Annotated in this window: 23 protein-coding genes; 13 read left to right on the top strand and 10 right to left on the bottom strand. The window is 69.3% G+C overall.

Features of this window, described 5'->3' with window-relative positions:
• Positions 1-62 precede the first annotated feature (62 nt).
• The 5 genes from ACWEKR_RS22355 to ACWEKR_RS22335 all read right to left on the bottom strand — a co-directional run bounded on the left by ACWEKR_RS22355 (position 63) and on the right by ACWEKR_RS22335 (position 4,898).
• Positions 63-1,256 carry an acetyl-CoA C-acetyltransferase gene (locus ACWEKR_RS22355; protein ID WP_452356102.1) on the bottom strand — a complete coding sequence of 398 codons (1,194 nt, stop codon included), beginning with the start codon at positions 1,254-1,256 and terminating at the stop codon, positions 63-65.
• A 10-nt stretch (positions 1,257-1,266) separates the two neighbouring features.
• Positions 1,267-1,824 (bottom strand): TetR/AcrR family transcriptional regulator, encoded by a 558-nt coding sequence (locus ACWEKR_RS22350; protein ID WP_159842296.1) that lies wholly within the window; start codon positions 1,822-1,824, stop codon positions 1,267-1,269.
• Between the two features lie 90 nt (positions 1,825-1,914).
• Entirely contained in the window at positions 1,915-2,688 is a 774-nt protein-coding gene (locus ACWEKR_RS22345; RefSeq protein ID WP_452356101.1) for a hypothetical protein, read from the bottom strand.
• A 198-nt stretch (positions 2,689-2,886) separates the two neighbouring features.
• The gene (locus ACWEKR_RS22340; RefSeq protein WP_452356100.1) at positions 2,887-3,684 is read right to left on the bottom strand and encodes an SDR family oxidoreductase; all 798 of its coding nucleotides are present in this window, start codon (positions 3,682-3,684) and stop codon (positions 2,887-2,889) included.
• Positions 3,681-4,898, bottom strand: a complete 1,218-nt coding sequence (locus ACWEKR_RS22335; protein ID WP_452356099.1) for an acyl-CoA dehydrogenase family protein — start codon at positions 4,896-4,898, stop codon at positions 3,681-3,683. The genes ACWEKR_RS22340 and ACWEKR_RS22335 overlap by 4 nt, the downstream gene beginning before the upstream one ends.
• A 75-nt stretch (positions 4,899-4,973) precedes the next feature.
• Between ACWEKR_RS22335 and ACWEKR_RS22330 the strand changes: the two genes are divergently transcribed.
• The 6 genes from ACWEKR_RS22330 to ACWEKR_RS22305 all read left to right on the top strand — a co-directional run bounded on the left by ACWEKR_RS22330 (position 4,974) and on the right by ACWEKR_RS22305 (position 12,397).
• A complete protein-coding gene (locus tag ACWEKR_RS22330; RefSeq protein WP_452356098.1) occupies positions 4,974-6,527 on the top strand; it encodes a FadD3 family acyl-CoA ligase in 1,554 nt (517 codons plus the stop codon).
• Positions 6,527-7,432: an enoyl-CoA hydratase gene (locus tag ACWEKR_RS22325; RefSeq protein WP_452356097.1), complete on the top strand. Its 906-nt coding sequence runs from the start codon at positions 6,527-6,529 to the stop codon at positions 7,430-7,432. Before ACWEKR_RS22330 ends, ACWEKR_RS22325 begins: the two co-directional genes overlap by 1 nt.
• A complete protein-coding gene (locus ACWEKR_RS22320; protein ID WP_452356096.1) occupies positions 7,432-8,574 on the top strand; it encodes an acyl-CoA dehydrogenase family protein in 1,143 nt (380 codons plus the stop codon). Before ACWEKR_RS22325 ends, ACWEKR_RS22320 begins: the two co-directional genes overlap by 1 nt.
• On the top strand, positions 8,571-9,602 hold the full coding sequence (locus ACWEKR_RS22315; RefSeq protein WP_452356095.1) for an acyl-CoA dehydrogenase family protein: 1,032 nt from the start codon (positions 8,571-8,573) through the stop codon (positions 9,600-9,602). The genes ACWEKR_RS22320 and ACWEKR_RS22315 overlap by 4 nt, the downstream gene beginning before the upstream one ends.
• 124 nt (positions 9,603-9,726) lie before the next feature.
• On the top strand, positions 9,727-10,782 hold the full coding sequence (locus tag ACWEKR_RS22310) for an acyl-CoA dehydrogenase family protein (protein ID WP_452356094.1): 1,056 nt from the start codon (positions 9,727-9,729) through the stop codon (positions 10,780-10,782).
• A 217-nt stretch (positions 10,783-10,999) separates the two neighbouring features.
• Positions 11,000-12,397 (top strand): FAD-binding oxidoreductase, encoded by a 1,398-nt coding sequence (locus ACWEKR_RS22305; RefSeq protein ID WP_452356093.1) that lies wholly within the window; start codon positions 11,000-11,002, stop codon positions 12,395-12,397.
• 1 nt (position 12,398) lies between these two features.
• Here ACWEKR_RS22305 and ACWEKR_RS22300 read toward each other — a convergent pair whose 3' ends face one another.
• Positions 12,399-12,977, bottom strand: a complete 579-nt coding sequence (locus ACWEKR_RS22300; protein WP_452356092.1) for a TetR/AcrR family transcriptional regulator — start codon at positions 12,975-12,977, stop codon at positions 12,399-12,401.
• A 77-nt stretch (positions 12,978-13,054) separates the two neighbouring features.
• On the opposite strand from ACWEKR_RS22300, the gene ACWEKR_RS22295 reads away from it, so the two are divergent.
• The 4 genes from ACWEKR_RS22295 to ACWEKR_RS22280 all read left to right on the top strand — a co-directional run bounded on the left by ACWEKR_RS22295 (position 13,055) and on the right by ACWEKR_RS22280 (position 16,187).
• Positions 13,055-13,552, top strand: coding sequence for a cupin domain-containing protein (locus tag ACWEKR_RS22295; RefSeq protein WP_452356091.1), 498 nt, complete (start codon positions 13,055-13,057; stop codon positions 13,550-13,552).
• A 115-nt stretch (positions 13,553-13,667) separates the two neighbouring features.
• Positions 13,668-14,138: a MarR family winged helix-turn-helix transcriptional regulator gene (locus ACWEKR_RS22290; RefSeq protein ID WP_195088477.1), complete on the top strand. Its 471-nt coding sequence runs from the start codon at positions 13,668-13,670 to the stop codon at positions 14,136-14,138.
• Positions 14,138-15,376, top strand: coding sequence for an MFS transporter (locus tag ACWEKR_RS22285; RefSeq protein ID WP_452356090.1), 1,239 nt, complete (start codon positions 14,138-14,140; stop codon positions 15,374-15,376). The genes ACWEKR_RS22290 and ACWEKR_RS22285 overlap by 1 nt, the downstream gene beginning before the upstream one ends.
• Before the next feature lie 58 nt (positions 15,377-15,434).
• Positions 15,435-16,187 (top strand): DUF427 domain-containing protein, encoded by a 753-nt coding sequence (locus ACWEKR_RS22280; RefSeq protein WP_452356089.1) that lies wholly within the window; start codon positions 15,435-15,437, stop codon positions 16,185-16,187.
• 11 nt (positions 16,188-16,198) lie between these two features.
• Here the strand turns inward: ACWEKR_RS22280 and ACWEKR_RS22275 are convergent, their stop codons facing one another.
• Entirely contained in the window at positions 16,199-17,116 is a 918-nt protein-coding gene (locus tag ACWEKR_RS22275; protein WP_452356088.1) for an AraC family transcriptional regulator, read from the bottom strand.
• Positions 17,117-17,212: 96 nt separating this feature from the next.
• On the opposite strand from ACWEKR_RS22275, the gene ACWEKR_RS22270 reads away from it, so the two are divergent.
• Entirely contained in the window at positions 17,213-18,262 is a 1,050-nt protein-coding gene (locus ACWEKR_RS22270; RefSeq protein WP_452356087.1) for a saccharopine dehydrogenase NADP-binding domain-containing protein, read from the top strand.
• Positions 18,263-18,292: 30 nt separating this feature from the next.
• On the top strand, positions 18,293-18,703 hold the full coding sequence (locus tag ACWEKR_RS22265; protein WP_452356086.1) for a cupin domain-containing protein: 411 nt from the start codon (positions 18,293-18,295) through the stop codon (positions 18,701-18,703).
• Between the two features lie 6 nt (positions 18,704-18,709).
• On the opposite strand, the gene ACWEKR_RS22260 is transcribed toward ACWEKR_RS22265, so the two are convergent.
• The 3 genes from ACWEKR_RS22260 to ACWEKR_RS22250 all read right to left on the bottom strand — a co-directional run bounded on the left by ACWEKR_RS22260 (position 18,710) and on the right by ACWEKR_RS22250 (position 21,226).
• Complete coding sequence (locus ACWEKR_RS22260; protein WP_452356085.1) at positions 18,710-19,579, bottom strand: MBL fold metallo-hydrolase; 870 nt, start codon at positions 19,577-19,579, stop codon at positions 18,710-18,712.
• Between the two features lie 118 nt (positions 19,580-19,697).
• Positions 19,698-20,030: a hypothetical protein gene (locus ACWEKR_RS22255; protein ID WP_452356084.1), complete on the bottom strand. Its 333-nt coding sequence runs from the start codon at positions 20,028-20,030 to the stop codon at positions 19,698-19,700.
• Positions 20,030-21,226, bottom strand: coding sequence for a Rieske 2Fe-2S domain-containing protein (locus ACWEKR_RS22250; RefSeq protein ID WP_452356083.1), 1,197 nt, complete (start codon positions 21,224-21,226; stop codon positions 20,030-20,032). Before ACWEKR_RS22250 ends, ACWEKR_RS22255 begins: the two co-directional genes overlap by 1 nt.
• 198 nt (positions 21,227-21,424) lie before the next feature.
• Here ACWEKR_RS22250 and hsaA point away from each other — a divergent pair, with 198 nt between their 5' ends.
• Positions 21,425-22,588, top strand: a complete 1,164-nt coding sequence (gene hsaA, locus ACWEKR_RS22245; RefSeq protein WP_452356082.1) for a 3-hydroxy-9,10-secoandrosta-1,3,5(10)-triene-9,17-dione monooxygenase oxygenase subunit — start codon at positions 21,425-21,427, stop codon at positions 22,586-22,588.
• The last annotated feature ends 7 nt before the right edge of the window (positions 22,589-22,595 follow it).

The following is a 22,595-nucleotide window of genomic DNA, read 5'->3' as shown; positions in this document are numbered from 1 at the left end:
CGGCATCGATCATGCGCGACCGAGCGGCACGTCGAATTCGCCGACGTGCCGCTCGTCGCGGGTCAGCGGGGCAGCCGCTCGATGATGGTGGCGTTGGCGGTGCCGCCGCCTTCGCAGATGGTGAGCAGGCCGTAGCGGCCCTCGATCCGCTCGAGCTCGTTGAGCAGCGTCGCGAAGAGTTTCGCGCCGGTCGCTCCGAGGGGGTGGCCGAGTGCGATGGCGCCGCCGTTGACGTTGACTTTCTCCGGGTCCGCGCCGGTCTCCTTCAGCCAGGACAGCACCACCGGCGCGAACGCCTCGTTGATCTCGACGACGTCGATGTCGTCGATGGTGAGTCCGCTCTTCTCCAGCGCCCACTTGGTCGCCGGAATCGGCGCGGTGAGCATGAAGATCGGGTCCGCACCCCGCGCGCTGACGTGGTGGATGCGCGCTCGCGGCGTCAAACCGTACTCCCGCACCGCCCACTCGGAAGCGAGCAGGGTGGCGCTGGCTCCGTCGGAGATCTGGCTGGCGACCGCGGCGGTCAGCGGGCTGCCCTCGGCCAGTGGCGGCAGCGACGCCATTTTCTCCAGGCTGGTCTCGCGCGGCCCCTGGTCGATCCAGAAGTCGCCGACCGGCACGATCTCGTTGTCGAAGCGGCCGTTCTTGATCGCGTCGCGGGCCCGCTCGTGGCTGCGCAGCGCCCAGCGCTCCATCTCTTCCCTGCTGATGCCCCACTTCTCGGCGATCAGCCGGGCGGCGCGGAACTGCGTCACCTCCCCGGTGCCGTAGCGGTGGTCCCAGCCCTGCGCCCCGACGAACGGCGAGTCGAAGCCGTACTCCTTGCCCGCGAGCATGGCCGCGGAAATCGGGATCGCGCTCATGTTCTGCACGCCGCCTGCGACGATGACCTCGGCGGTGCCGCTCATGATGGCCTGGGCGCCGAAATTGATGGCCTGCTGGCTGGATCCGCACTGCCGGTCGACCGTGACGCCGGGGACCTCTTCGGGATATCCGGCGGTCAGCCACATGGTGCGGCCGATGTTGCCCGCTTGCGGGCCGATGTTGTCGACACAGCCGACGATCACATCGTCCACATTCCCCGGATCGATCGGATTGCGGTCCAGGAGGCCGCGCAGTGCGGCCGCGCCGAGATCGGCCGGGTGCACGCCCGCCAGTGCGCCGCCGCGCTTGCCGACCGGGGTGCGTACCGCATCGATCACGTAGGCGTCCCGCAGCGGGGCGTACGGACGACGGGACGCGGAAGGTGCTGACATGTAAGGACTCCTACGTGGTGCGCTCGCCGGCGGTGAGCCCGTCGAGCACGATGGTCAGGTACTGCTTTGCGAGATTCTCGACAGTGATCGGGCCGCCGGGCCGGTACCACCGCACCGCGACCCACACCGTGTCACGCAGGAACCGGTAGGCCAGTTCGACGTCGAGTTCCGCCCGGAAGCTGCCGTCTTGGACGCCGTTGGTCAGCACCCGGTGCCACAGCTCACGGAATTCGCGGTTGTAGTCGGCGATGTAGGCGAACCGCTCCGAGTCGCGCAGTCGCTTCGCCTCGGCCTGGTATATCGCCACCGCGGCGTGCCAGCGGTCGAACGACTCGTAGGACGCGAGCACCAAGGCTTCCAAGGTGTCTCGCGAACTCAGGCCGGAGGCGACGATCTCCCGGTAGCGGCCGAACAGTTCGTCCAGGAAGCCACGCAGGATCTCGTCCACCATCGACTCCTTGGAATCGAAGTGGTGATAGAGGCTCCCGGAGAGGATTCCGGCCGCGTCGGCGATGTCACGCACGGTGGTGGCGCGCAGTCCTCGCTCGGCGAACAATTCGGCCGCCATGGCGAGCAACTCGCTGCGCCGTGCTGATTTCGAAGCGTCTGGTGCGGGCACACGGTCATCATACAACCAAGCATTTGCTTGGTCGAGCGCTCACCGGGCCGAGTAGCGCAGCGGCGACGACACGGAGAGATCCGCCAGCAGGCGATCGCAGATGATCACGGGTGAGACACCCGCTCGCGCCATCCGCGCGACGAGCGCGAGACGTCGTTCGCAGCTGTCCCATTCCACGGTGAGCTGACCGCGGTCCGGCCCGGCGTCCACCGTGGCCATCACCCGCGGCGGGCCGCCCCGCACCGGTTCCTCGCTCAACCTCAGGACCATGCCGCGCTGCCAGGCGTGGTAGGTGTCCATGTCGGCCCCGATCACCAGCTTGTCGGTGGCCGCGCACAGTCCCTGTGCGATCTCGTCCGAGAAAGTCACCTGGTCGAAGCGGAATTTCCGGCATTTCGCGACCACCGCCAGCAGGTCGGCGCGCACTTCGCACAGCAGAGCCGTCTGGCGCTGTCTGCGCCGTTCCTGCTCGGTCTGCCCGCCGTCCGCGCCGAGGCCGACGCGGCGGGCGCGCTCGCGATCACGCGCCAGATCGGCACGCAGCGCGCCGCGCGGATCGCGGGCGACTTCCCGCTCGTCGACGGCGTGCTGTTCCAGGATGCGGACGGCGGCCGTGGCGACCGCGCTCTCGGACGTGTGCCGGATGAGTTCGGCGCCGAGGGTGAGCGCGGAGAGGACGAGGCTGTCCATCCGTCGCCTGGCGAGCACGACTTCGCGCACCACGTCGAGTTCCAATTGTTCGCGGGCAGGTGGGCGATCCAGGCCCATAGCCATCGCCCCCTTGAAGAGCGCGGATCCGATCTCCTTCAGCATGGCACACCGCAGGGCGCTCCGGCTCGTGCTTTTCTACCTGATCAGCCGCCCATTTCGCGGGCCTGCCCGATGAAAGAAGGCGATCGCAATACGGCGCGAAGGGTCTCGCGCGCAGCGGCGGCCGGGTGGCTGCTCGACGGTCGCCGGATGCGCTCGTCCGCTCGGCACGGCGCGGACGAGCCCGGGATACGCGGTGGCTCAGGCGCGTTGGCTGCTGATGGAGACCACCTCGCCGGTCAGGTAGGTGGTGTAATCGCTGGCCAGCATGGCGATCGTCGCGGCGACCTCCCATGGCTCGGCCGCGCGCCCGAACGCCTCACGCTCCGACAGGCGGTCGAGCAGTTCGGTGGAGCTGACCTTGTCCAGGAACGCGTGCCGGGCGATGCTCGGGGCCACCGCGTTGATCCGGACGCCCAGTTCGGCCGCCTCGACCGCGCTGCACCTGGTCAACGCCATGACGCCCGCCTTCGCCGCGGCGTAGTGCGCTTGGCCGTACTGCGCGCGCCAGCCGAGCACGCTGGCGTTGTTCACGACCACGCCGCCGTGGCCCGCGTCGCGGAAGTAGCCGAGAACGGCGCGGGTGCAGCGGAACGTGCCGTTGAGCGTGATGTCGAGAACGCGATCCCACTGCTCGTCGGTCATGTCGACCACGGGCGTCTCCCCGCCCAGCCCGGCGTTGTTGACCATGATGTCGATCCGGCCCATGGCCTCGGCGGCGCCGCGCACCAGCGCGTTCACCTGCTCGGTGCGCTGCACGTCGCACGCGATCGAGGCGACCCGCCGGTCCGGGAACTGCGCCGCCAGCTCGGTCGCGGTCTCCGCCAGCCGACGCTCGTGCCAGTCGGAGACCACCACGTCCGCGCCCTCGGCCAGCAGCCTGCGCGCCGTCGCCGAACCGATGCCGGTGCCCGCGGCCGCGGTGATCACGGCCGATCGTCCGGTCAGCAGGCCGTGCCCGGGGACGGGCGCGGGGGCGACCGACAGCGGGCCCGTCACGGGCGGGCCTCGCGCGGTAGGCCGAGCACCCGCTCGGCGATGATGTTGCGCTGCACTTCGTTCGAACCTCCGTAGATGGTGTCGGCGCGGGTGAACAGATACAGCCGCTGCCATTCGTCGAGATCGTCCTCACCCGCCACCAGCCCGCGGGCGCCGAGCACGGCCATCGCCAGCTCGCCGAGCCCGCGATGCCAATTGGCCCAGAGCAGTTTCGCCACCGAAGCCTGGCCCGCGCCGTCGTCCACGCCCGCGCCCTCCATCGTGCGTATGGCGTGCGCACGCAGTACGCGCAGGCCGACCCAGGCGCGGTCGATGCGGTCGGCGATCAGCGGGTCGTCGGCCGCGCCGGTGCGCCGCGCCAATGCCTCGATGTCGGCCAGTTCCCGGGCGAAGCGGATCTGCTGGCCCAAGGTGGAGATGCCGCGCTCGAAGGTGAGCGTGCCCATGGCGATGCGCCAGCCGTCCCCGGGCTCGCCGACCACCAGGTCGGCCGCGGTGCGGGCGTTGTCGAAGAAGACCTCGTTGAACTCCGAGGTCCCGGTCAGCTGGATGATCGGGCGCACGTCGACGCCCGGCTGCTTCATCGGGACCAACAGGTAGGACAGGCCCTTGTGCCGTACGGACCCGCGCTCGGTGCGGGCGACGACGAAGCACCAGTCCGCGACGTGTGCCAGCGACGTCCAGATCTTCTGCCCGTTGATCGACCACTCGTCGCCGTCCAATTGCGCGGCGGTGGTGATGGCGGCCAGGTCCGAGCCCGCGCCGGGTTCGGAATAGCCCTGGCACCACAGTTCGCCGACCGTGCGGATACCGGGGAGGAACCGCTCTTTCTGGGCCTGCGTGCCGAAGGCGAGCAGCGTCGGGCCGAGCAGTTCCTCGCCCACGTGCGATACCCGCGCGGGGGCGTTCGCCTTGGCGTACTCCTCGTGGAAGATCACCTGCTGACGGACCGTGGCCTCGCGGCCGCCGTATTCCTTCGGCCAGCCCAGGCAGGTCCACCCGGCCGCGGCCAGGTGCCGGTCCCAGGCGAGGCGTTCGTCGAACGCCTCGTGTTCGCGGCCGGGACCGCCGAGACCGCGCAACTCGCGGAATTCGCCGTTGAGGTTCTCCTCCAGCCACTCGCGCACGTCGGCGGCGAATCGCTCGTCCGGTGCGGCGGAAAACCGCCCGTCCGGAGCGGCGGTATCGGATTCTGAGGTCTGGATCGCACCCACGCCGGTAGGATAACCTACCAAGCACTTGCTTTGTAGAGTGTGCGCATAAGTCGCTCGCGGACGGTAAGGACAACCGTGACAACCCCTGCTCAGACGACACCGATGGCCCTGCACCACGCCGCCAGGACCTTCGGCGATGCACCGGCCATCGCCGACGGCGAGGTCCGGCTGGACTGGACCCAGCTGCTCGAGGCGGTCCAAGAAGTGGCGCGGGCATTGATCGCGCGCGGCGTGCGAGTGGGCGACCGCGTGGCCATGTGGGCGCCCAATACGCACCACTGGGTGGTCGCCGCGCTGGCCGCCCATTACGCCGGCGCGGCGCTGGTGCCGTTGAACACCCGCTACGTGGCCGACGAGGCCGCCGACGTGCTCGGACGAGTGGACGCGAAGGCGCTGTTCATCGCCGGTCCTTTCCTCGGCCGCGAGCGGCTCGCCGAACTCCGCGCGTCCGCTCCGGACCTGGCCATCGACACGGTGGTGGTGATCCCGGTCGAACCGGGCACCGAGAACACCGACATCGCGGCGCTGGACTGGTCGGAACTCGCGACCGTCGCCGCGCCGGTCACCGTGGCCGAAGCCGAGGAACGCGCCGCGTCGGTCCGTCCCGATGACATCTCCGACATCCTGTTCACCTCCGGCACCACCGGCCGCAGCAAAGGCACCCTGGTCGCCCACCGGCAGGCGCTGTCCGTCGTGCGGGCCTGGGCCGAATGCGCCACGTTGCGCGGGGACGACCGGTACCTGGTGGTGAACCCGTTCTTCCACAACTTCGGCTACAAGGCGGGCATCCTCGCCTGCCTGACCACCGGAGCCACGATCATCCCGCAGGTCACCTTCGACGTTCCGGAGACGATGCGGCTGATCGGCGCGGAGCAGGTCACGGTGCTGCCCGGTCCGCCGACGATCTACCAGACGATCCTGGACTTCCCGCGACGCTCCGAATTCGACCTGAGCTCGTTGCGGGTGGCCGTCACCGGCGCGGCGACGGTGCCGGTGGTGCTGATCGAGCGGATGCGCTCGGAACTGGCCTTCGACGTCGTGATCACCGCCTACGGTCTGTCCGAAAGCGCGGGCTTCGGCACCATGTGCCGCGTCGAAGACGACGCCGAGACCATCGCGAACACCTGCGGCAGGCCGATCGCGGACTTCGAACTGCGGCTCGGCGACGCGGGCGAGGTCCTGCTGCGCGGGCCGAACGTGATGCTCGGTTACCTGGACGACCCCGACAGCACCGCGCAGACGATCGACGCCGACGGCTGGCTGCACACCGGCGACATCGGCACGATCGACGAGCGCGGATACCTGAAGATCACCGACCGGCTCAAGGACATGTACATCTCCGGCGGCTTCAACGTCTACCCCGCCGAAGTGGAACAGGCGCTGGCCCGGCTGGACGGCGTGGCCGAGTCGGCGGTGATCGGCGTCCCGGACACCAGGATGGGCGAGGTGGGCAAGGCGTACGTGGTGCGCAAACCCGGCGCCGCGCTCACCGAGGACCAGGTGCGCACGCACGCCGCCACCGTGCTGGCCAATTTCAAGGTGCCGCGGTTCGTCGAATTCCGCGACCAGCTGCCCTACAGCGCCGCCGGGAAAGTGCTCAAGCGTCAACTACGTGAGGAGAAGTCGTAATGTCGGAACCGGCAACCCCGGACCAGGGTCCGGCGATCCCGGACGAGGGTGAGGTCGTCACCTACGAGCGGCGCGGTCGCGTCGCGATCGTCACGCTGAACCGGCCGGACTACCGCAACGCGCAGAACTCGGTGATGACCTACGCCCTCGACGCCGCCTTCGAGCGCGCCGTGGAGGATCCGGAAGTCGGGGTGATCGTGCTGGCCGGCAACGGCAAACACTTCAGCGCCGGGCACGACATCGGCACGCCCGGTCGCGATCACCACGTGCGGTACCAGAACAAGGCCGCGCTGTGGTGGGACCACGTGGACCGCGCGGGCGGCGATCAGCGCTTCGCCCGCGAGCTCGAGGTCTACCTCGGCATGTGCAGGCGCTGGCGGGAGATTCCCAAGCCGACCATCGCGATGGTGCAGGGCGCCTGCATCGCCGGCGGACTCATGCTGGCCTGGGTGTGCGATCTGATCATCGCCTCCGACGACGCGTTCTTCTCCGATCCCGTGGTGCGCATGGGCATCCCGGGCGTCGAGTACTTCGCCCACCCGTGGGTGATGGGTGCACGCGCGGCGAAGGAGTTCCTGTTCACCGGCGATCGGTTCGGCGCAGCGCAGGCCAAGGAGTGGGGCATGGTCAACCGGGTGGTGCCGCGCGCCGACCTGGAGGCCGAGACCTTGGCGCTGGCCGAGAAGATCTCCGCCATGCCGCAATTCGGCCTCGCGCTGACCAAGAAGGCGGTCAACCAGGCCGAGGATCTGATGGGCATGCGGTCGGGCATGGACTCGGTGTTCGGCCTGCACCACTTCGCCCACGCGCACAACGCCGAGGTCGGCGCCGACTCGCTGGGCGGCATGAACGCCAAGTCGATGAAGGCCTCCGCGAGCACCGCAGAACAGAACGGAACGACCTAGTGGATCTGGATCTCGACCAGGCGACCCAGGAATTCCAGCGGGAGGTCCGCGAATTCCTGGCCGCGAACAAACCCGCGAAACCGCTGCCCTCCATGGACACCAAAGCGGGATTCGAGGCGCACCGCGCGTGGGAGCGCACCCTCGCCGACGCCCGGCTCTCGGTGGTGGCCTGGCCGGAGGAATTCGGCGGGCGCGATGCCTCGCTGCTGGAGTGGGTGCTGTTCGAGCAGGAGTACTACGCGGCGGGCGCGCCGGGACGGGTCAGCCAGAACGGCATATTCCTGCTGGCGCCCACGCTTTTCGAACACGGCACGCCGGAACAGCTGGAGCGGATCATGCCGCGGATGGCGCGCGGCGACGACATCTGGGCGCAGGCGTGGTCGGAGCCCGAAGCGGGCAGCGACTTGGCCGGTATCCGTTCGACCGCCCGGCGCACCACCGGCGGCTGGCTGCTGAGTGGTCAGAAGACGTGGAGTTCGCGCGCCGCCTTCGCCGACTGGGCATTCGGGCTGTTCCGCAGCGACCCCGAGGCCGAGCGGCACAAGGGCCTCACCTACGTCATGTTCCCGCTGACCGCTGACGGGGTCTCGGTGCGTCCGATCCCGCAGCTGGACGGCGAACCCGGCTTCGCCGAGATCTTCCTCGACGACGTGTTCGTGCCCGACCGCGACGTGATCGGCGCGCCCGGCGAGGGCTGGCGCGTGGCGATGAGCACCTCCAGCAACGAGCGCGGCCTCTCTCTGCGCAGCCCCGGCCGGTTCAGCGCCACCGCGCAGCGGCTGATCGGTCTGTGGCGCGAGACCGGCGACGAGGACAACACCGCGCAGCGCGACGCGGTGGTGGACGCCTGGATCGGCAGCGAGGCCTACCGGCTGCACACGTTCGGCACGGTGACCCGGCTCAACGAGGGCGGCAAGCTGGGCGCGGAATCGTCGATCACGAAGGTGTTCTGGTCCGAACTCGACATCGCCATGCACGAGACCGCGCTCGAGGTGCTCGGTGCGGCGGCCGAGCGCTCCGGGCCGTGGACCGACGGATACCTGTTCGCCCTGTCCGGCCCGATCTACGCGGGAACCAACGAGATTCAGCGCAACATCATCGCCGAGCGGCTGCTCGGACTACCGAGAGGAAGCAGCCGATGAGATTCGCGCTCAGCCCCGAACAACTCGATTTCGGCGTCAGCCTGCGCAAACTGCTGGAGGCGGGCCGCGCGCCCGCCGCCGTGCGCGCGTGGGCCTCCGGCGACAGCGGACCCGGGCGCGCGCTGACCCGGCAACTGGCGGAGGCCGGTGTGCTGGGTTTGGCCGTCGCGGAGGAGCACGGCGGCATCGGCGCCGAACCGATCGACCTGGTCGTGGCGTTCCAGGAGATCGGCCGGGCGGCCGTGCCCGGCCCGCTGGTGGAAACCGCCGCGGCGATTCCGGCTCTGCTGCAAGCGCTGCCGGACCAGGACCTCGCCGCGCGTTGGCTGCCCGGCTTCGTGGAGGGCACGGCGCTGGGTACCGTCGTGTTCGCGTCAGCCGGTCCCGGCGGTCTCGCGCTGGACGCCGACACCGCCGAGGTGGTCCTGCTGGCCGGGGAGAATCAGCTGTCCACCGGGCATCGCACCGGCCTGGTGCGCTCGGTGGATCCCGCCCGGCGCCTGTTCACCGTCGCGGCGGCCGAGACCGTCGCCGAGGGCGATGGGGCGCGCGCGGCCGCGGCCGCCGGTTTCGATACCGGCGCGCTGGCCTGCGCGGCGCAGCTGCTCGGCGCGGGCAAAGCCCTGCTGCACGCCTCCACCGAGTACGCCAAGCAGCGCAAGCAGTTCGGCAAGCCGATCGGCGAGTTCCAAGCCGTGAAGCAGAAGCTCGCCGACGTGCTCATCGCGCTGGATCTGGCCGAGCCGCTGCTCTTGCGGGCCGCGCTGACGATGACCGAAACCACCCGGAGCCGCGACGTCTCGGCCGCCGTGATCGCCTGCGGCGACGCCGCCTACCGCGCGGCTCGCACGGCGCTGCAGGTGCACGGCGCGATCGGCTACACCGCCGAGTACGACCTTTCGCTGTGGCTGACCAAGGTCACCGCGCTGCGCTCGGCATGGGGCACACCGGATCTGCATCGCGCCCGGATCGCACGAGCGCTGCGGGAGGACTCCGACTCCGATCGCGCCGCGCGAGGCATCGCATGAGCGGTCAGGCCCGGAGGAGGCAGCGCAGCGTCACCACGCAGGGCCCCGCTCATGCGAACAACGAACACAGCATGAGCGGCCAGCCCCGCAGGAGGCAGCGCAGCGTCACCACGAAAGGACATCGATGAGCACCGCCGAACACCAGGAGTTCCTCGCCTCGGTGCGGGCGCTGCTGACCAAGCACGCGGGGTCCGCGGCGGTGCGTGCCGCGAAGGACACCGAACTCGGCTACGACCAGGCCCTGTGGCGGCTGCTGTGCGAGCAGATCGGCGTCGCCGCTCTCGCGATTCCCGAGGAGTACGGCGGCTTCGGTGCGAGCCTGGTCGAATCCCTGCTAGTAGTGGGGGAATTGGGCCGCACGCTGGCCGGGGTGCCGATGCTCGGCTCGGCCGTCCTGGGCGCGCAGGCCGTCCTGCTGTCGGGCGATACCGAAGCCTGCGAGCGGCTGCTGCCCGAGGTGGCGGAGGGCACGCGGACGATCGCGGTCTGCTGGGCGAGCGAGCGCGGCTGGGACGAGCCGGGCGTCCACGAGACGGACGGCGCCCTGACCGGGACGGCGCACTACGTGCTCGACGGAATGTCGGCGGACACTCTCGTGGTCGTCACCGCGACCGGCCTGTTCGAAGTCGAGCCCACCGCTGCGGGCGTCACCCGGCGGTCCGCGCCCACCATGGACCCCACCCGCAAGCTGGCCGAGGTCGCCTTCACCGAGGCGCCCGCGCGGCGGCTCGGGTCGGACGATCCGGCGGCGACCGTCGCCCGGCTGCGGGAGATCGCCTGGGCCGCGTTGGCCGCCGAGCAGGTGGGGGCCGCCGACCGCTGCCTCGAGATGACGGTGGACTACGCCAAGTCCCGCGTGCAGTTCGGCCGGGTGATCGGCAGCTTCCAGGCGCTCAAGCACCGGATGGCCGATATGTACGTGCTGCTGGAATCGGCCCGTTCCGCGTCCGTCGCCGCCACCGCGGCGGTGGCGGCGCACAATCCGTCGGCCGCCGAGGACGTCTGGGTCGCCCGCGTGCACTGCTCGGAGGCGCTCACCGCCATCGCGGCCGAGACCGTCCAGTTGCACGGCGGCATCGCGATTACCTGGGAGCACGACGCGCATTTGTTCTTCAAGCGCGCCCATGGCGACGCTCAGCTGTTCGGCGCCGCGCACCGTCCGGCGGGGCAGCCCGCCTGAGTCCGGGCGGCGGCGCACCGGCCCTTCCGACGGCGCGCCCCGTCCCGGAGGCTGTCGGGCCTGGACACGATCAACTAAGATGTGACAAGCGCCACACGCGCATGGTCGGGGGATGCGTTTTCGAGTGGCACCGCAAGGTCGGGATCGGTGCCGTAGCGAGTCGAGTTGCCGACTCGCCGCCCAACAAGTCGTCGGGGCCACCATCCGGGAGGATGCCATGACGCAAACAGTGAATTCCGATCTCCAGGTTCTACGGTCCACCATGGACGGGCCGGTGTTCGGCCCCACGGACGCCGGGTACGACCGCGCCCGCGCCATCTGGAACGCCGATATCGACCGGCGACCCGCCGTGATAGCCCAGTGCCTGTCGTCTCGCGACGTGGCCGCGGCATTGGCCTTCGCCAGGGAGCGCGGGCTGGAGATCTCCGTGCGCGGTGGCGGCCACTCCTACAGCGGGACCGCGGTCGGCGAGGGCGGCCTGATGATCAACCTCAGCGCGCTGACGGGCGTCGTGGTGAATCCGGAGACCGAACGCGCCCGGGTCGGCGGCGGAGCGACGATGGCGGACATGGACGCCGCGACCCAGGCCTACGGCCTGGCGGTGACCGGCGGGGTGATCAGCGACACCGGCGTCGGCGGCCTCACCCTCGGCGGCGGTATGGGGTGGCTGACCCGCATGGCCGGGCTGGCTGTCGACAATCTCGTCTCCGCACAGGTGGTGCTCGCCGACGGCCGGGTGGTACGGGCCGGTGAGACGGAGAACGCTGATCTGTTCTGGGCGTTGCGCGGAGGCGGCGGAAACTTCGGTGTGGTCACCGAATTCGAATACCGCCTGCATCACGTCGGGCCGGAAGTGCACCTCGGCCTGTTCTTCTGGGATATGCCGGACGGCACCGACGCTCTGCGCTTGATCCGGGAGTTCCTTCCCACCCTGCCGCGCCGGTCGGGAGCGTTGATAGCGCTGGCGATGACCGCGCCGCCCGCGCCGTTCGTTCCGGAGCGGTACCACGGCCGAGCGGGTCACGCCTTGATCGTCGCCGGTTTCGGCACGGCCGAGGAGCACGCCGCCGCGGTAGCGCCGATCCGGAGCGCCCTCCCGCCGCTGTTCGAGTTCCTCGGCCCGATCCCGTACGCCGGATTGCAACGGATGCTCGACGCCGCCGCGCCCTGGGGGATGCGGGGCTACGAGAAGGGGCTCGATCTGGACGACTTCTCCAACGACGTCATCGCCGTGCTCACCGCGCACGCCGCGGCGAAGACCGCGCCGTTGTCCTTCATGCCGATCTTCCCGCTCAGCGGCGCGTTCACCACCGTCGGCGAGGACGACACGGCCTTCGGCGGCGCGCGCACCCCGCATTACGGGTGCAATATCACCGCGATCGCTCCCGACGCCGAAACGCTCGCCCGCGACCGGGAATGGGTGCGCACGACGTGGGAAGCGTTGCGCCCGATGGCTTCCAATCGCGGCGGGTACGTGAATTTCATGGCGGACCCGAATCACGACCGGGTCCGCGAATCCTACGGAAGCGCCAAATACGCGAAGCTGGCCCACATCAAAGCCGACTACGACCCGGGCAACGTCTTCCACCGCAACGCCAACATAGCCCCCGGCTGACTCACTCGTCCTGACGTCCGCGACGCAGGCCGTCGAGAACGATCTCCACAAACCGGCGCCAATCACCGCTTCCGCTGCCGATCGTCGCCGACACCGCGCCGACGATCATGTACACGTCGGCCACCGTGCAGTCGTCGCGCAGGGTCCCCGCGGCCCGGTCCCGCTCGACGAGTTCGGCGATCGCCCCCTCGAGCCTGTCGCGGGATTCGCCCCGCGGCGCGCTGCCCGTCGACTGCCGAGCCGCCTCGATCGCCGCCGACAAGCCGCGGTCGGCCGCCAGCACCGCACCGACATGACGTAAGTAGCGGGCGAGCCCCTGCCCTGGCTCGGCCCGCAGACATTCGGTGCGGGCGAACTCCTCGATTTCGGCGAAGCGCTGCTCGGCCGCGGCTTCGATGAGGTCGGCATGGGTGGGGAAATGGCGGTAGACCGTGCCGATGCCGACGCCGGCGGCGCGGGCGATCTCGGGCAGTTGCACCGCGCCGCCGCGCTCGGCGAACAGCGTGCGGGCCACGGCCACGATGCGGGCGCGGTTGAGCGCGGCGTCCGCGCGCGGCTTGCGGGGCGTTGGCCTTGACACTGGCGCTCCCTCCATGTTTACGCTTCAAACGGAATCGGATTCCGGTTCCGTTCAACTGCTTCGAAGGGTAGCACTTCATGTCCCACAATCGTTTCCACCTCCTGGACGCAGGCGAGGCACGGCCCGGCCGGGTGCCCTTGCCGCCCGCGTTCGCGGTGAAGGCGACCACCGCCGACACCGAGGGCAGGTTCTCGCTGCTGGAAGTGACGCTCGCACGCGATATTCCGCGGCACACCCACCAGGTGGCGGACGAATGCATCTACGTGCTCGAAGGCACGCTCGAGGTCGAGTTCGACGACCGGACCCTCTCCGCGACGAAAGGCATGTTCGTCCTGCTGCCGCACGGCGTCCCGCACGCCCTGCGCTGCGGATCGCAACCGCCACCGCGGGTGCTGCAGATCTCCTCACCCGGCGGCTGGGAGTGCTATCTGGAGGACCTCTTCGAAGCCGGCGCGTCGGTGCTGACCGATGGAGCACTCGACCCGGTGAAGATCAATCCGATCGCGGCAGCCTACGACATCCGCTACGAGGTGCCGGAACATGCCACGGACCGAGCTGCCGCACAGCAGGATTGATCGCGGGGATCGACGGGCCCCGCGAACCCGCCATCACACGGGACTGCCCGCGCGTTCCTGGCCTGTGGCCGACTTCACGACAGATAAATAGTTAGCCTATGTAATAATATTTCCTGTGCAGCAAGCTCAGGTGAACGTAGCGGACGACCTCGTCGTCGACCTTCTCGTCACCGCGGGCAAGCTCACTCGGCTGGCCGGGGTGATCAGCGGCGACGACCTGCCACGGGCCGTGTTGCGGGCACTGGCGGTGCTCGACGAACACGGCGCGCTGCGGGTCAGCGAATTCGCCAGGATCGACCGATGTTCACAGCCGGCGGCAACGGCGCTGATCGGCAAGCTGGTCGCGGAAGGCTTCGCGACCCGGCACAAGGACCCGGAGGACTTCCGGGCCGTGATCGTCGAACTCACCCCGGCCGGGCGGACCCGGCTGACCGAGTTCCGCCGAGCATTCGCCGCCGCGATCGGCGGACACCTGCCCGGTTTCGACGCCGAACGCCTGGCGCGGCTGGACACCGAATTGCACGACCTGCTGGAGGCCCTGAAAACGGCTACGCGACAGCACGATCCGATCTCGAGGGAACACTGATGAGCACTTTGGCTCCCACCCGCGTCCCGGTCGCGGACGACACCGAACAACCGAAAGCCGTGTGGGCGGTCGCGTTCGCCAGCGTGATCGCGTTCATGGGCATCGGTCTGGTCGATCCCATTCTCAAACCCATCGGCGAACAACTGCACGCCTCGCCGTCCCAGGTGTCGCTGCTGTTCACCAGCTACATGCTGGTCACGGGGGTGGCCATGCTGGTCACCGGGGTGGTCTCCAGCCGCTTCGGCGCCAAGAAGACGCTGCTGGCCGGGTTGGCGATCATCATCGTGTTCGCGGCGCTGGCAGGCGTGTCCGACACGGTGGCGCAGATCGTCGGCTTCCGAGCGGGCTGGGGCCTGGGCAACGCGCTGTTCATCGCCACCGCGCTGGCCACCATCGTCGGCGCGGCCAGCGGCGGCGTTTCGCGCGCGATCATCCTCTACGAGGCGGCGCTCGGCATCGGCATCGCGGCCGGGCCGCTGGTCGGCGGCGTGCTCGGCGGAATCAGCTGGCGCGGGCCGTTCTTCGGCGTCTCCGCGCTGATGGCCGTCGCGCTGATCAGCATCGTCGTCCTGCTGCCGGAGGGCCCCAAGCCGGCGCACCGCACGTCGATCACCGCGCCGTTCCGCGCGTTGCGCCACCGGGGGCTGCTGATCGTGAGCCTTACCGCCCTGCTGTACAACTTCGGCTTCTTCACCCTGCTCGCCTACACCCCGTTCCCGCTGGACATGGGCACCTACGCGATCGGCTTCATCTTCTGCGGCTGGGGTGTGCTGCTGGCGATCGCGTCGGTGTTCCTGGCTCCCCGGTTGCAGCGCCGGTTCGGTTCGCTGCCGATGATGGGACTGTCGCTGGCGCTGTTCGCGGCGGACCTGGCGATGATGGCCGTCTTCGCCGAGCACAAGCCCGTGCTGATCGTCGGTACCGTGCTGGCGGGCCTGTTCCTCGGCGTGAACAACACGCTGATCACCGAGGCCGTGATGATCTCCGCGCCGGTGGAGCGGTCCACGGCGTCGGCGGCGTACAGCTTCGTCCGCTTCGCGGGCGGCGCCGCGGCTCCCTACCTCGCGGGCAAGCTCGGCGAGCACAGCGTCTCGCTGCCGTTCTGGGTGGGCGCGGCGTGCACCGCCGCCGCGGTCGTCGTCCTGCTGGCCGGGCGCGCCGCCTTGGCCCACCTCGACGACCACGATCCCGCACCACACAGCGTCGAGGAAGCCCAGGCCATCACGGTCGGCGACTGACTGCCTTCGTCGTTCTTCCACTCCGGCGCGGGCAGCGCGAGGAGTACGGTCGAGTGATATGACCGAAGCGAAGCGAGGCCGCGTCAGCGTCGAGATCAGCCGGAAGCGCGTGCGCGTCTACCTGGGCGGTCACTTGGTGGCCGACAGTGCGCGGCCGGTGCTCGTCTGGGAGAACCCGCACTACCCGACCTACTATCTGCCGGTCGCGGATCTGCGCGCGAAGCTCGAACCGAGCGGGCAGACCCGGCATTCCGCCAGCCGTGGCGACGCGACCGTCTACGACGTCATGGTCGACGGCACCACGGCGGGCGGGGCGGCGCTGCGGTACCACGACTCGCCGCTCACCGAATTGCGCGACCTCGTCCGGCTGGAGTGGGGCGCGATGGACGAGTGGTTCGAGGAGGACGAACCGATTTACGTGCACCCGCGCAATCCCTACTCGCGCGTCGACATCCTGGCCAGCTCGCGACACGTGCGAGTGGAGATCGACGGCGTCACCGTCGCCGATTCGCGCACGCCGCGCATTCTGTTCGAGACCGGTTTGCCGCCGCGGTACTACCTGCCGATGACAGACGTCCGCATGGATCTGCTGTACCCGTCGGCCACCCACACCAGCTGCCCGTACAAGGGCACCGCCGACTACTGGACGGTCCGCGTCGAGGGCAAGGAGTATCCCGACTATGTGTGGGGCTACCGCACGCCGCTTCCGGAGAGCCAGAAGGTCGCCGGGCTGGTCTGCTTCTACAACGAGAAAGTCGACATCTACGTGGACGACGAACTCCAGGAACGGCCCAGCTCGCCGTTCAGCTGAGTTCGGCGATCTCAGACCGCGACCAACGGCGGGCTGTCGGCCGCGCGGCGGTATTGCCCCGGAGCCATGCCGTATTCGCGTTTGAACGCTTTCGCGAAAGCGAACTCCGAGGCGTAACCGACCCGGCGGGCCACGGCGCCGAGGCCGGCGTCGGTATCGCGCAGCAGGCGGGCGGCGGTCAGCATGCGCCAGCGGGTCACGTAGGCCAAGGGTGGTTCGCCGACCGTCGCGAGGAAGCGGCGGGCGAGAGTCGCGCGGGAGACGCCCGCGATATCGCCGAGATCGGCGACCGTCCACGCGCGCGCGGGTTCCTCGTGCACGGCGCGCAGCACCGCCGCGACCGCGGAATCGGCGAAAGCGCCTGCCCAGCCGGTCGATCGCGCATCGGCTTGCTCGTCGAACCAAGCGCGCAGGATGAACAACAGCAACGTCTCGAGAATCGCGGGCACGGCCGCGTCGCTACCCGGGCGCGGCTCGGCGATCTCCGCGGCCAGCAGGTCGACGGCGCCGCGCAGCGCGGGATGACGCCCCGGGCGCGCGGGCAGATGAATGAACTCGGGCAGCTCGTCGAGGATCGGATGGCTGCGACCACGGCCGAGTTCGTAAGCGCCGCAGAGCAAGGCGGTGCGAACGCCGGGCCCCGTGATCTCCCTGGGCTCGCCGGGCAGCGCGGTCTCGGTGACCAGGCTGTCCAGGCTGTCCAGCAGATCGTGGTCGGCCCCGCGCGGCATGAACAAGACATCCCCCATGCCGAGCGCCATGGGTTCGCCGTCGGGCGGCACCACCCAGCAAGAGCCCTGCAGGACCACGTGGAACCCGGCGCCGGGAACCACGGGATACCGCCGACCCCACGGGGCGTGCCGAATGAACAGGCCGGAGGTGGGGCTGCCGGTGCGGATCGCCGCGATGGCCTCGCTCAGAATGTCCACTCGCTCACCGTAGCACTCTACTTCTGAGCGTTTGGGATAAGTTATCGAGCTCTATAAGCATTGGATGACTTATCGAAAGACAATAGATTTCTTCGCATGACATCCACCGAAGACCCCCGCACCATCGCCGTCTACGGCGCCACCGGACACACCGGCGGCTACCTGCTCACCGAACTGCGCCGCCGCGGCCTCACACCGATCGTGGTGGGCCGCGACGCCGATCGCATCCGTGCCGCCGCCGACGCCGCCGACCTGCCCGACGCCGTCGTACGGGTTGCCGAGCTGTCCGACCACGCGTCCCTCGTCACCGCGTTCAGCGGTGCGGACGTGGTGATCAGCAGCCTGCCCGCCTACGTCGAGCACGGCGCGGCGGTGCTCGCCGCGGCGATCGACGCCGGTGCCCACTACACCGACATGTCCGGCGAGCAACTGTTCCTGAAACGGGTCTTCGACGAGTTCGGTTCGCGCGCCACGGCGGCGGGCGTCACCCTCGTCTCCGGCGTCACCGACAGCAATCTCCCCGGCGACCTGCTCGCTCACCTCGCCACGCGCCGCGTGACCGGTCCGGCCGAGGTGGTGCTGAGCCACCTGAGCAAGAGTGGCGGCAACGGTTCCAAAGGCAGTGCGAAGACGGTCTTCGCGAGCCTCGACTGGTTCCGCGGCGGCGGCTGGCACTACGCCGACGGTGAACTGCGCACGGGCGCGGGGGCACGGCACGACAAGGTGACCTTCCCCGGCGACACCGAGCCGACCACCGTCGCGAAGTTTCCCCAGCCCCCGGTGCTGACCATTCCCCGTCACTCGAACGTTTCGTACGTCGAGGGCGTCCTCGCCACGTCGATTCTCGACACGCTCAGCGGGTTCACCGCCGAACTCATCGACACACTGCCCGACGCGCCCAGCGCAGACCTGCGCTACGACCTCGTGGTGGACGCGTTCGGCGCCGACGGACGGCACGCCCGCGGCGTGCTCAGCGGCGTCGACTCCTACCGCGATTCCGCGCTGATGGCCGTGGAGACGGCCGTCCGGCTGGCCGGGAACGCCGCCGCACCGGGTGCGCTCGCGCCCGCCGAAGCGTTCGACCCCGCCGATTTCCTCGACGCGCTCGCACCGTTCGGCATCACCTGGCGGATCGAGGAGAGCTGAGCGGCGGCGCCGATCGGGCATAGTCGAACGATGACCGACACTCGACCGCCGCTCGCCGCCGCACTCGATCTCGCGCCGCATCCGGAAGGCGGTTGGTACCGCGAAACCTGGCGCAGCCCGGTGGAATTCACGCCCGAGGGTTACCCGGCCCCGCGCGCCGCGGCGACGGCGATCCATTTCCTGCTGCTGCCGGGCGAGCGGTCCGCGCCGCACACGGTGCGCTCCGACGAGCTATGGCTCTGGCATCGCGGCGGGCCGCTCGCGCTCGACATCGGCGGCGAAGTGGTGACCCTGGGTCCCGACGTGGAGCGCGGTCACCTGCTGCAAGCCGTGGTGCCCGGCGGCGTCAGCCAGTCGGCGCGGCCAGCAGGCGCGGAATATGTGCTGGTCAGCTGTATCGTCGCACCGGGTTTCGACTTCGCCGACTTCCGGCTGGACTGACCGGGTTCAGCGCGCCGGCACCGTGGCGAACTGCGCGAGTTCGTGCGGATCGTGCGCGCAGAACATCCGCACCCGGTCGCCGTGATCGGCGTGCAGCGTGCGCAGGCGCTCCAGATTCTCCACCCGCGCGCGCCCCAGCGTGCTCGCGAGCACCTCGAAGACACCCAGGCCGATCGGCGGATGAGCCCTCCCCTCCGTCAGCTGCCGGTGGTGGAAGTAGGCGTCACCGCAGTGCAACAACCATCCGTCGCTCTGCCGGACCGCGACGCCGCTGTGCCCGCGGGTGTGTCCGACCAGCGGGATCAGCATGATGTCCTCGAGCACCGGGACGGCGGTGAAACCGAACCAGGTGTCCGCGCCGGTCTCGTGCGCCAGCCAGCGGGGCCCGTGCTCCCACTGGCGCGGCTGATAGCGCAGCTTCTCGCCGATGGTGGGGCGCTGGGTCGCCGCGTCGAGTTCGTCCGCGAAGACGTGCACCGTGGCGTCGGGGAAATCCGACAGCCCGCCGGCGTGATCGAGGTCGAGGTGGGTGAGCACGATGTGCCGGATGTCCTCGCGCCGATAGCCGAGCCCGCGGATCTGGTGCAGCGCGGTGAGTTCCGGACGCAACCGGGGACGCAGCAGCCGCGCGCTGCCTGCGCCCAGCCTGCCGCGGTCGAGCACATCGGCCATGCCGAATCCGGTGTCCACCAGCACCAGTCCGTCCTCGGACTCGACGAGCAGGCAATGACCGACCAGCCCACCGGTCAGCAGCCCACCGCTGCCCAGCAGCGCGCGCCCGCCGACCGGGCACATGGTCGCGCAGTCCAGATGCCGCACCAGCATCGCGGAAACTCCCTCCTGCGGCGCCGGATCGGACGGTATCCGTTCCGGCACGAAGGTCCTTTTTGTTCCCGTCAACGTAGCCGGAGCACGGCTCGGCGGCGACAGCGCGGTCGCCGCCGCGGCGATCGGCGGGCAACCCGATCGGTGCCTACCGCGCCGCGTAGCCGGATCACTCCGGGATTTCGAGCACGCCCTCGTCCACGGCCCAGGCGATGGTGCGCTCGAGATTCGGACAGGAGTCGGGGCGGCCGGGCCCGTGGCCGTGCGCACTCAGTTCGGCGAAGACCGGGCAGCGCTCGGCCGGATCGCCGGTCCACTGCACCGAGGTCTGGTGCGTGCTGCTCTTGCGCACCAGCACCTGGCTCTGGCAGGCCTGACACCGCAGCGGGGTCAGGCCGTCCTCCAGGTAGCGCTGTTTGTCGACCACCGTCTGGGCGCGCACTTCGGCTCGCCGAGCGGGCTGGTCGGCGAAATCGGGTGCCTTCGCCCAGGTGGCCGCCATCAGACGCCGGCCTCGGCTTCCTCGGACTCGCGCTTGCGCCGCAGGTTCTCCGCGACTTCGGCCTCCCACGCCTCATTGGCCTTGGTGGTGTCCACCTCGAACTCGAAGCGCTGGGTCATCTTCTCGGTGACGTCGGCCAGGTCGACGTAGAACTGCTCGTACCAGCGGCGCAGCTGGTAGACCGGCCCGTCCTCCTCGCACAGCAGCGGGTTCTCGACCTTGGACTTGTGCTTCCAGATCTCGACGTCCTGCAGGAAGCCGACGCTGATGCCCTCGGTCATCTTCTCCGCCAGCTTGGTCGCCATCTCGCCCTCGACGCCCTTGGGCTTCTCCAGCGTGATGCCCCATTGCAGGACGAAGGAGTCCTGCGTGACCGGGTAGTGGCAGTTGATCAGGACGCTCTTGACCTCGTAACCGCTGTAGATGTTGATCAGCGGGTTGATCATGTATGAGGGGCCGAAGTACGAGGCCTCGGACTTGAGCAGCGTGTCACCGCCGTATTTGGAGGCCATTCCGATGTCCGGCCTGCCCTTGGTCTCCAGGAACTGGGTGGCGATATGTCCCTCGAAGACGTTCTTGAAGTACGTCGGGAAGGCGAAATGGATGTAGAAGAAGTGGGCCATGTCGACCACGTTGTCGATGATCTCGCGGCAGTTGGCGCCCTCGATCAGCATCGAATTCCAGGTCCAGTCGGTCCACCCGCTGTCGAGCTGCTCGCTGGGGTTGCCGTCGGCGTCGGTGTAAGGGCCCTTGATGTGCGGGATGGTGACCTCGAGCGGCGGCTGGCTGCCCTCGTGGTCGTGCCAGATGAACAGCTGACCGTTGCGCTCCAGCGTGGTCCACTTCCTGGTGCGCGCCAACGGCGGCACCCGGCGCGCGTACGGAATCGCGGTGCACTTGCCGTTGGTGCCCGACCAGCGCCAGTCGTGGAACGGACAGGCGATGTCGTCGCCCTTGACCTCGCCCATGCTCAGGTCGCCGCCCATGTGCCTGCAGTAGGCGTCCAGCACCCGCAGTTCACCGTTACTGTCGGCCCAGACGACGAGCTTGGTGCCGAAGACGTTCACCGCGTGCGGCTTGCCGTCCCGGAACGTCTTGGCCAGACCCAGGCAATGCCATCCCCGCGCATAGCGAGTCGGTGCGGCGCCGACATCCAGCTCCCGGACCTTCGCACCGCCCTGTGGCGTAACTGCCATCGCGTTTCCTCCTCCATCTGTACTAGAACACGTTACAAAACTGGCGCTCTTGATGCCAGCGATTCGCCCCACTTCCTGCATGAGCGCATGTCCAGGCAGGGGTGGACACCGGTTCTCGACAGAAATAGGAACCTGTTCTAGTCTCAGAGGCAAATGAGATTCCGGACATCAACCGACCAGGCAGGAGCAGGTCCCGAGATGACGCAAGAAGTGACCGAACGGGTCGAAGCGCTGTTGCCGACGTTGCGCGAACGCGCACAGGAGGCCGAGGACCTGCGGCGCATCCCCGACGAAAGCATGAAGGCGTTGCAGGAGACCGGCTTCTTCCGGCTGCTCCAGCCCAGGCAGTGGGGCGGTCACGCCGCCGATCCGGTGGTCTTCTACGACACCGTGCGCAAGATCGCCGGCGCCTGCGGGTCCACCGGCTGGGTGGCAGGCATTGTGGGCGTGCACAACTGGCACCTGGCGCTGTTCGCGCAGCAGGCGCAGGAAGACGTCTGGGGCGAGGACACCGAAGTGCGGATCTCCTCCTCCTACGCGCCGATGGGCGCGGGCACGGTCGTCGACGGCGGCTACCTCGTCAACGGCGCGTGGGCCTGGTCGTCCGGCTGCGATCACGCCACCTGGGCGGTCCTGGGCGGCCCGGTGATCAAGGACGGCAAGCCGGTCGACTTCGGCAGCTTCCTCATCCCGCGCGACGACTACCGCATCGACGACGTGTGGAACGTGGTCGGCCTGCGCGGCACCGGCTCCAACACGGTCGTGGTGAAAGACGTCTTCGTGCCGTCGCACCGATTCCTCAGCTTCCGCGCCATGAGCGAACTGAAGTCGCCCGGTCTGGAGCAGAACACCGATCCGGTCTACAAAATGCCGTGGGGCACCATCCATCCCACCACGATCTCCACCCCCATCGTCGGCATGGCCTACGGCGCCTACGCGGCGCACGTCGAGCACCAGGGCAAGCGGGTGCGCGCGGCCTATGCGGGCGAGAAGGCCAAGGAGGATCCGTTCGCCAAAGTGCGTATCGCGGAGGCCGCCAGCGACATCGACGCCGCGTGGCGACAGCTGTCGGGCAACGTCGCCGACGAATACGCGCTGCTGGTGGCGGGCCAGGAGATCCCGTTCGACCTGCGCGTGCGGGCCCGCCGCGACCAGGTGCGCGCGACCGGCCGCTCGATCGCCGCGATCGACAAGCTGTTCGAGAGCTCCGGCGCTACCGCGCTCGCCAACGGCACCCCGCTGCAACGCTTCTGGCGCGACGCGCACGCCGGCCGGGTGCACGCGGCCAACGATCCCGAGCGCGCCTACTTGATGTACGGCACGCACGAGTTCGGCCTTCCCGTCACCGACGGCATGGTGTAGGGGGGTG

It is taken from the genome of Nocardia sp. NPDC004573 (genome assembly GCF_053602135.1).
Note: the sequence above shows the minus strand (reverse complement) of the source record. Positions and strands in the feature narration are given on the sequence as shown.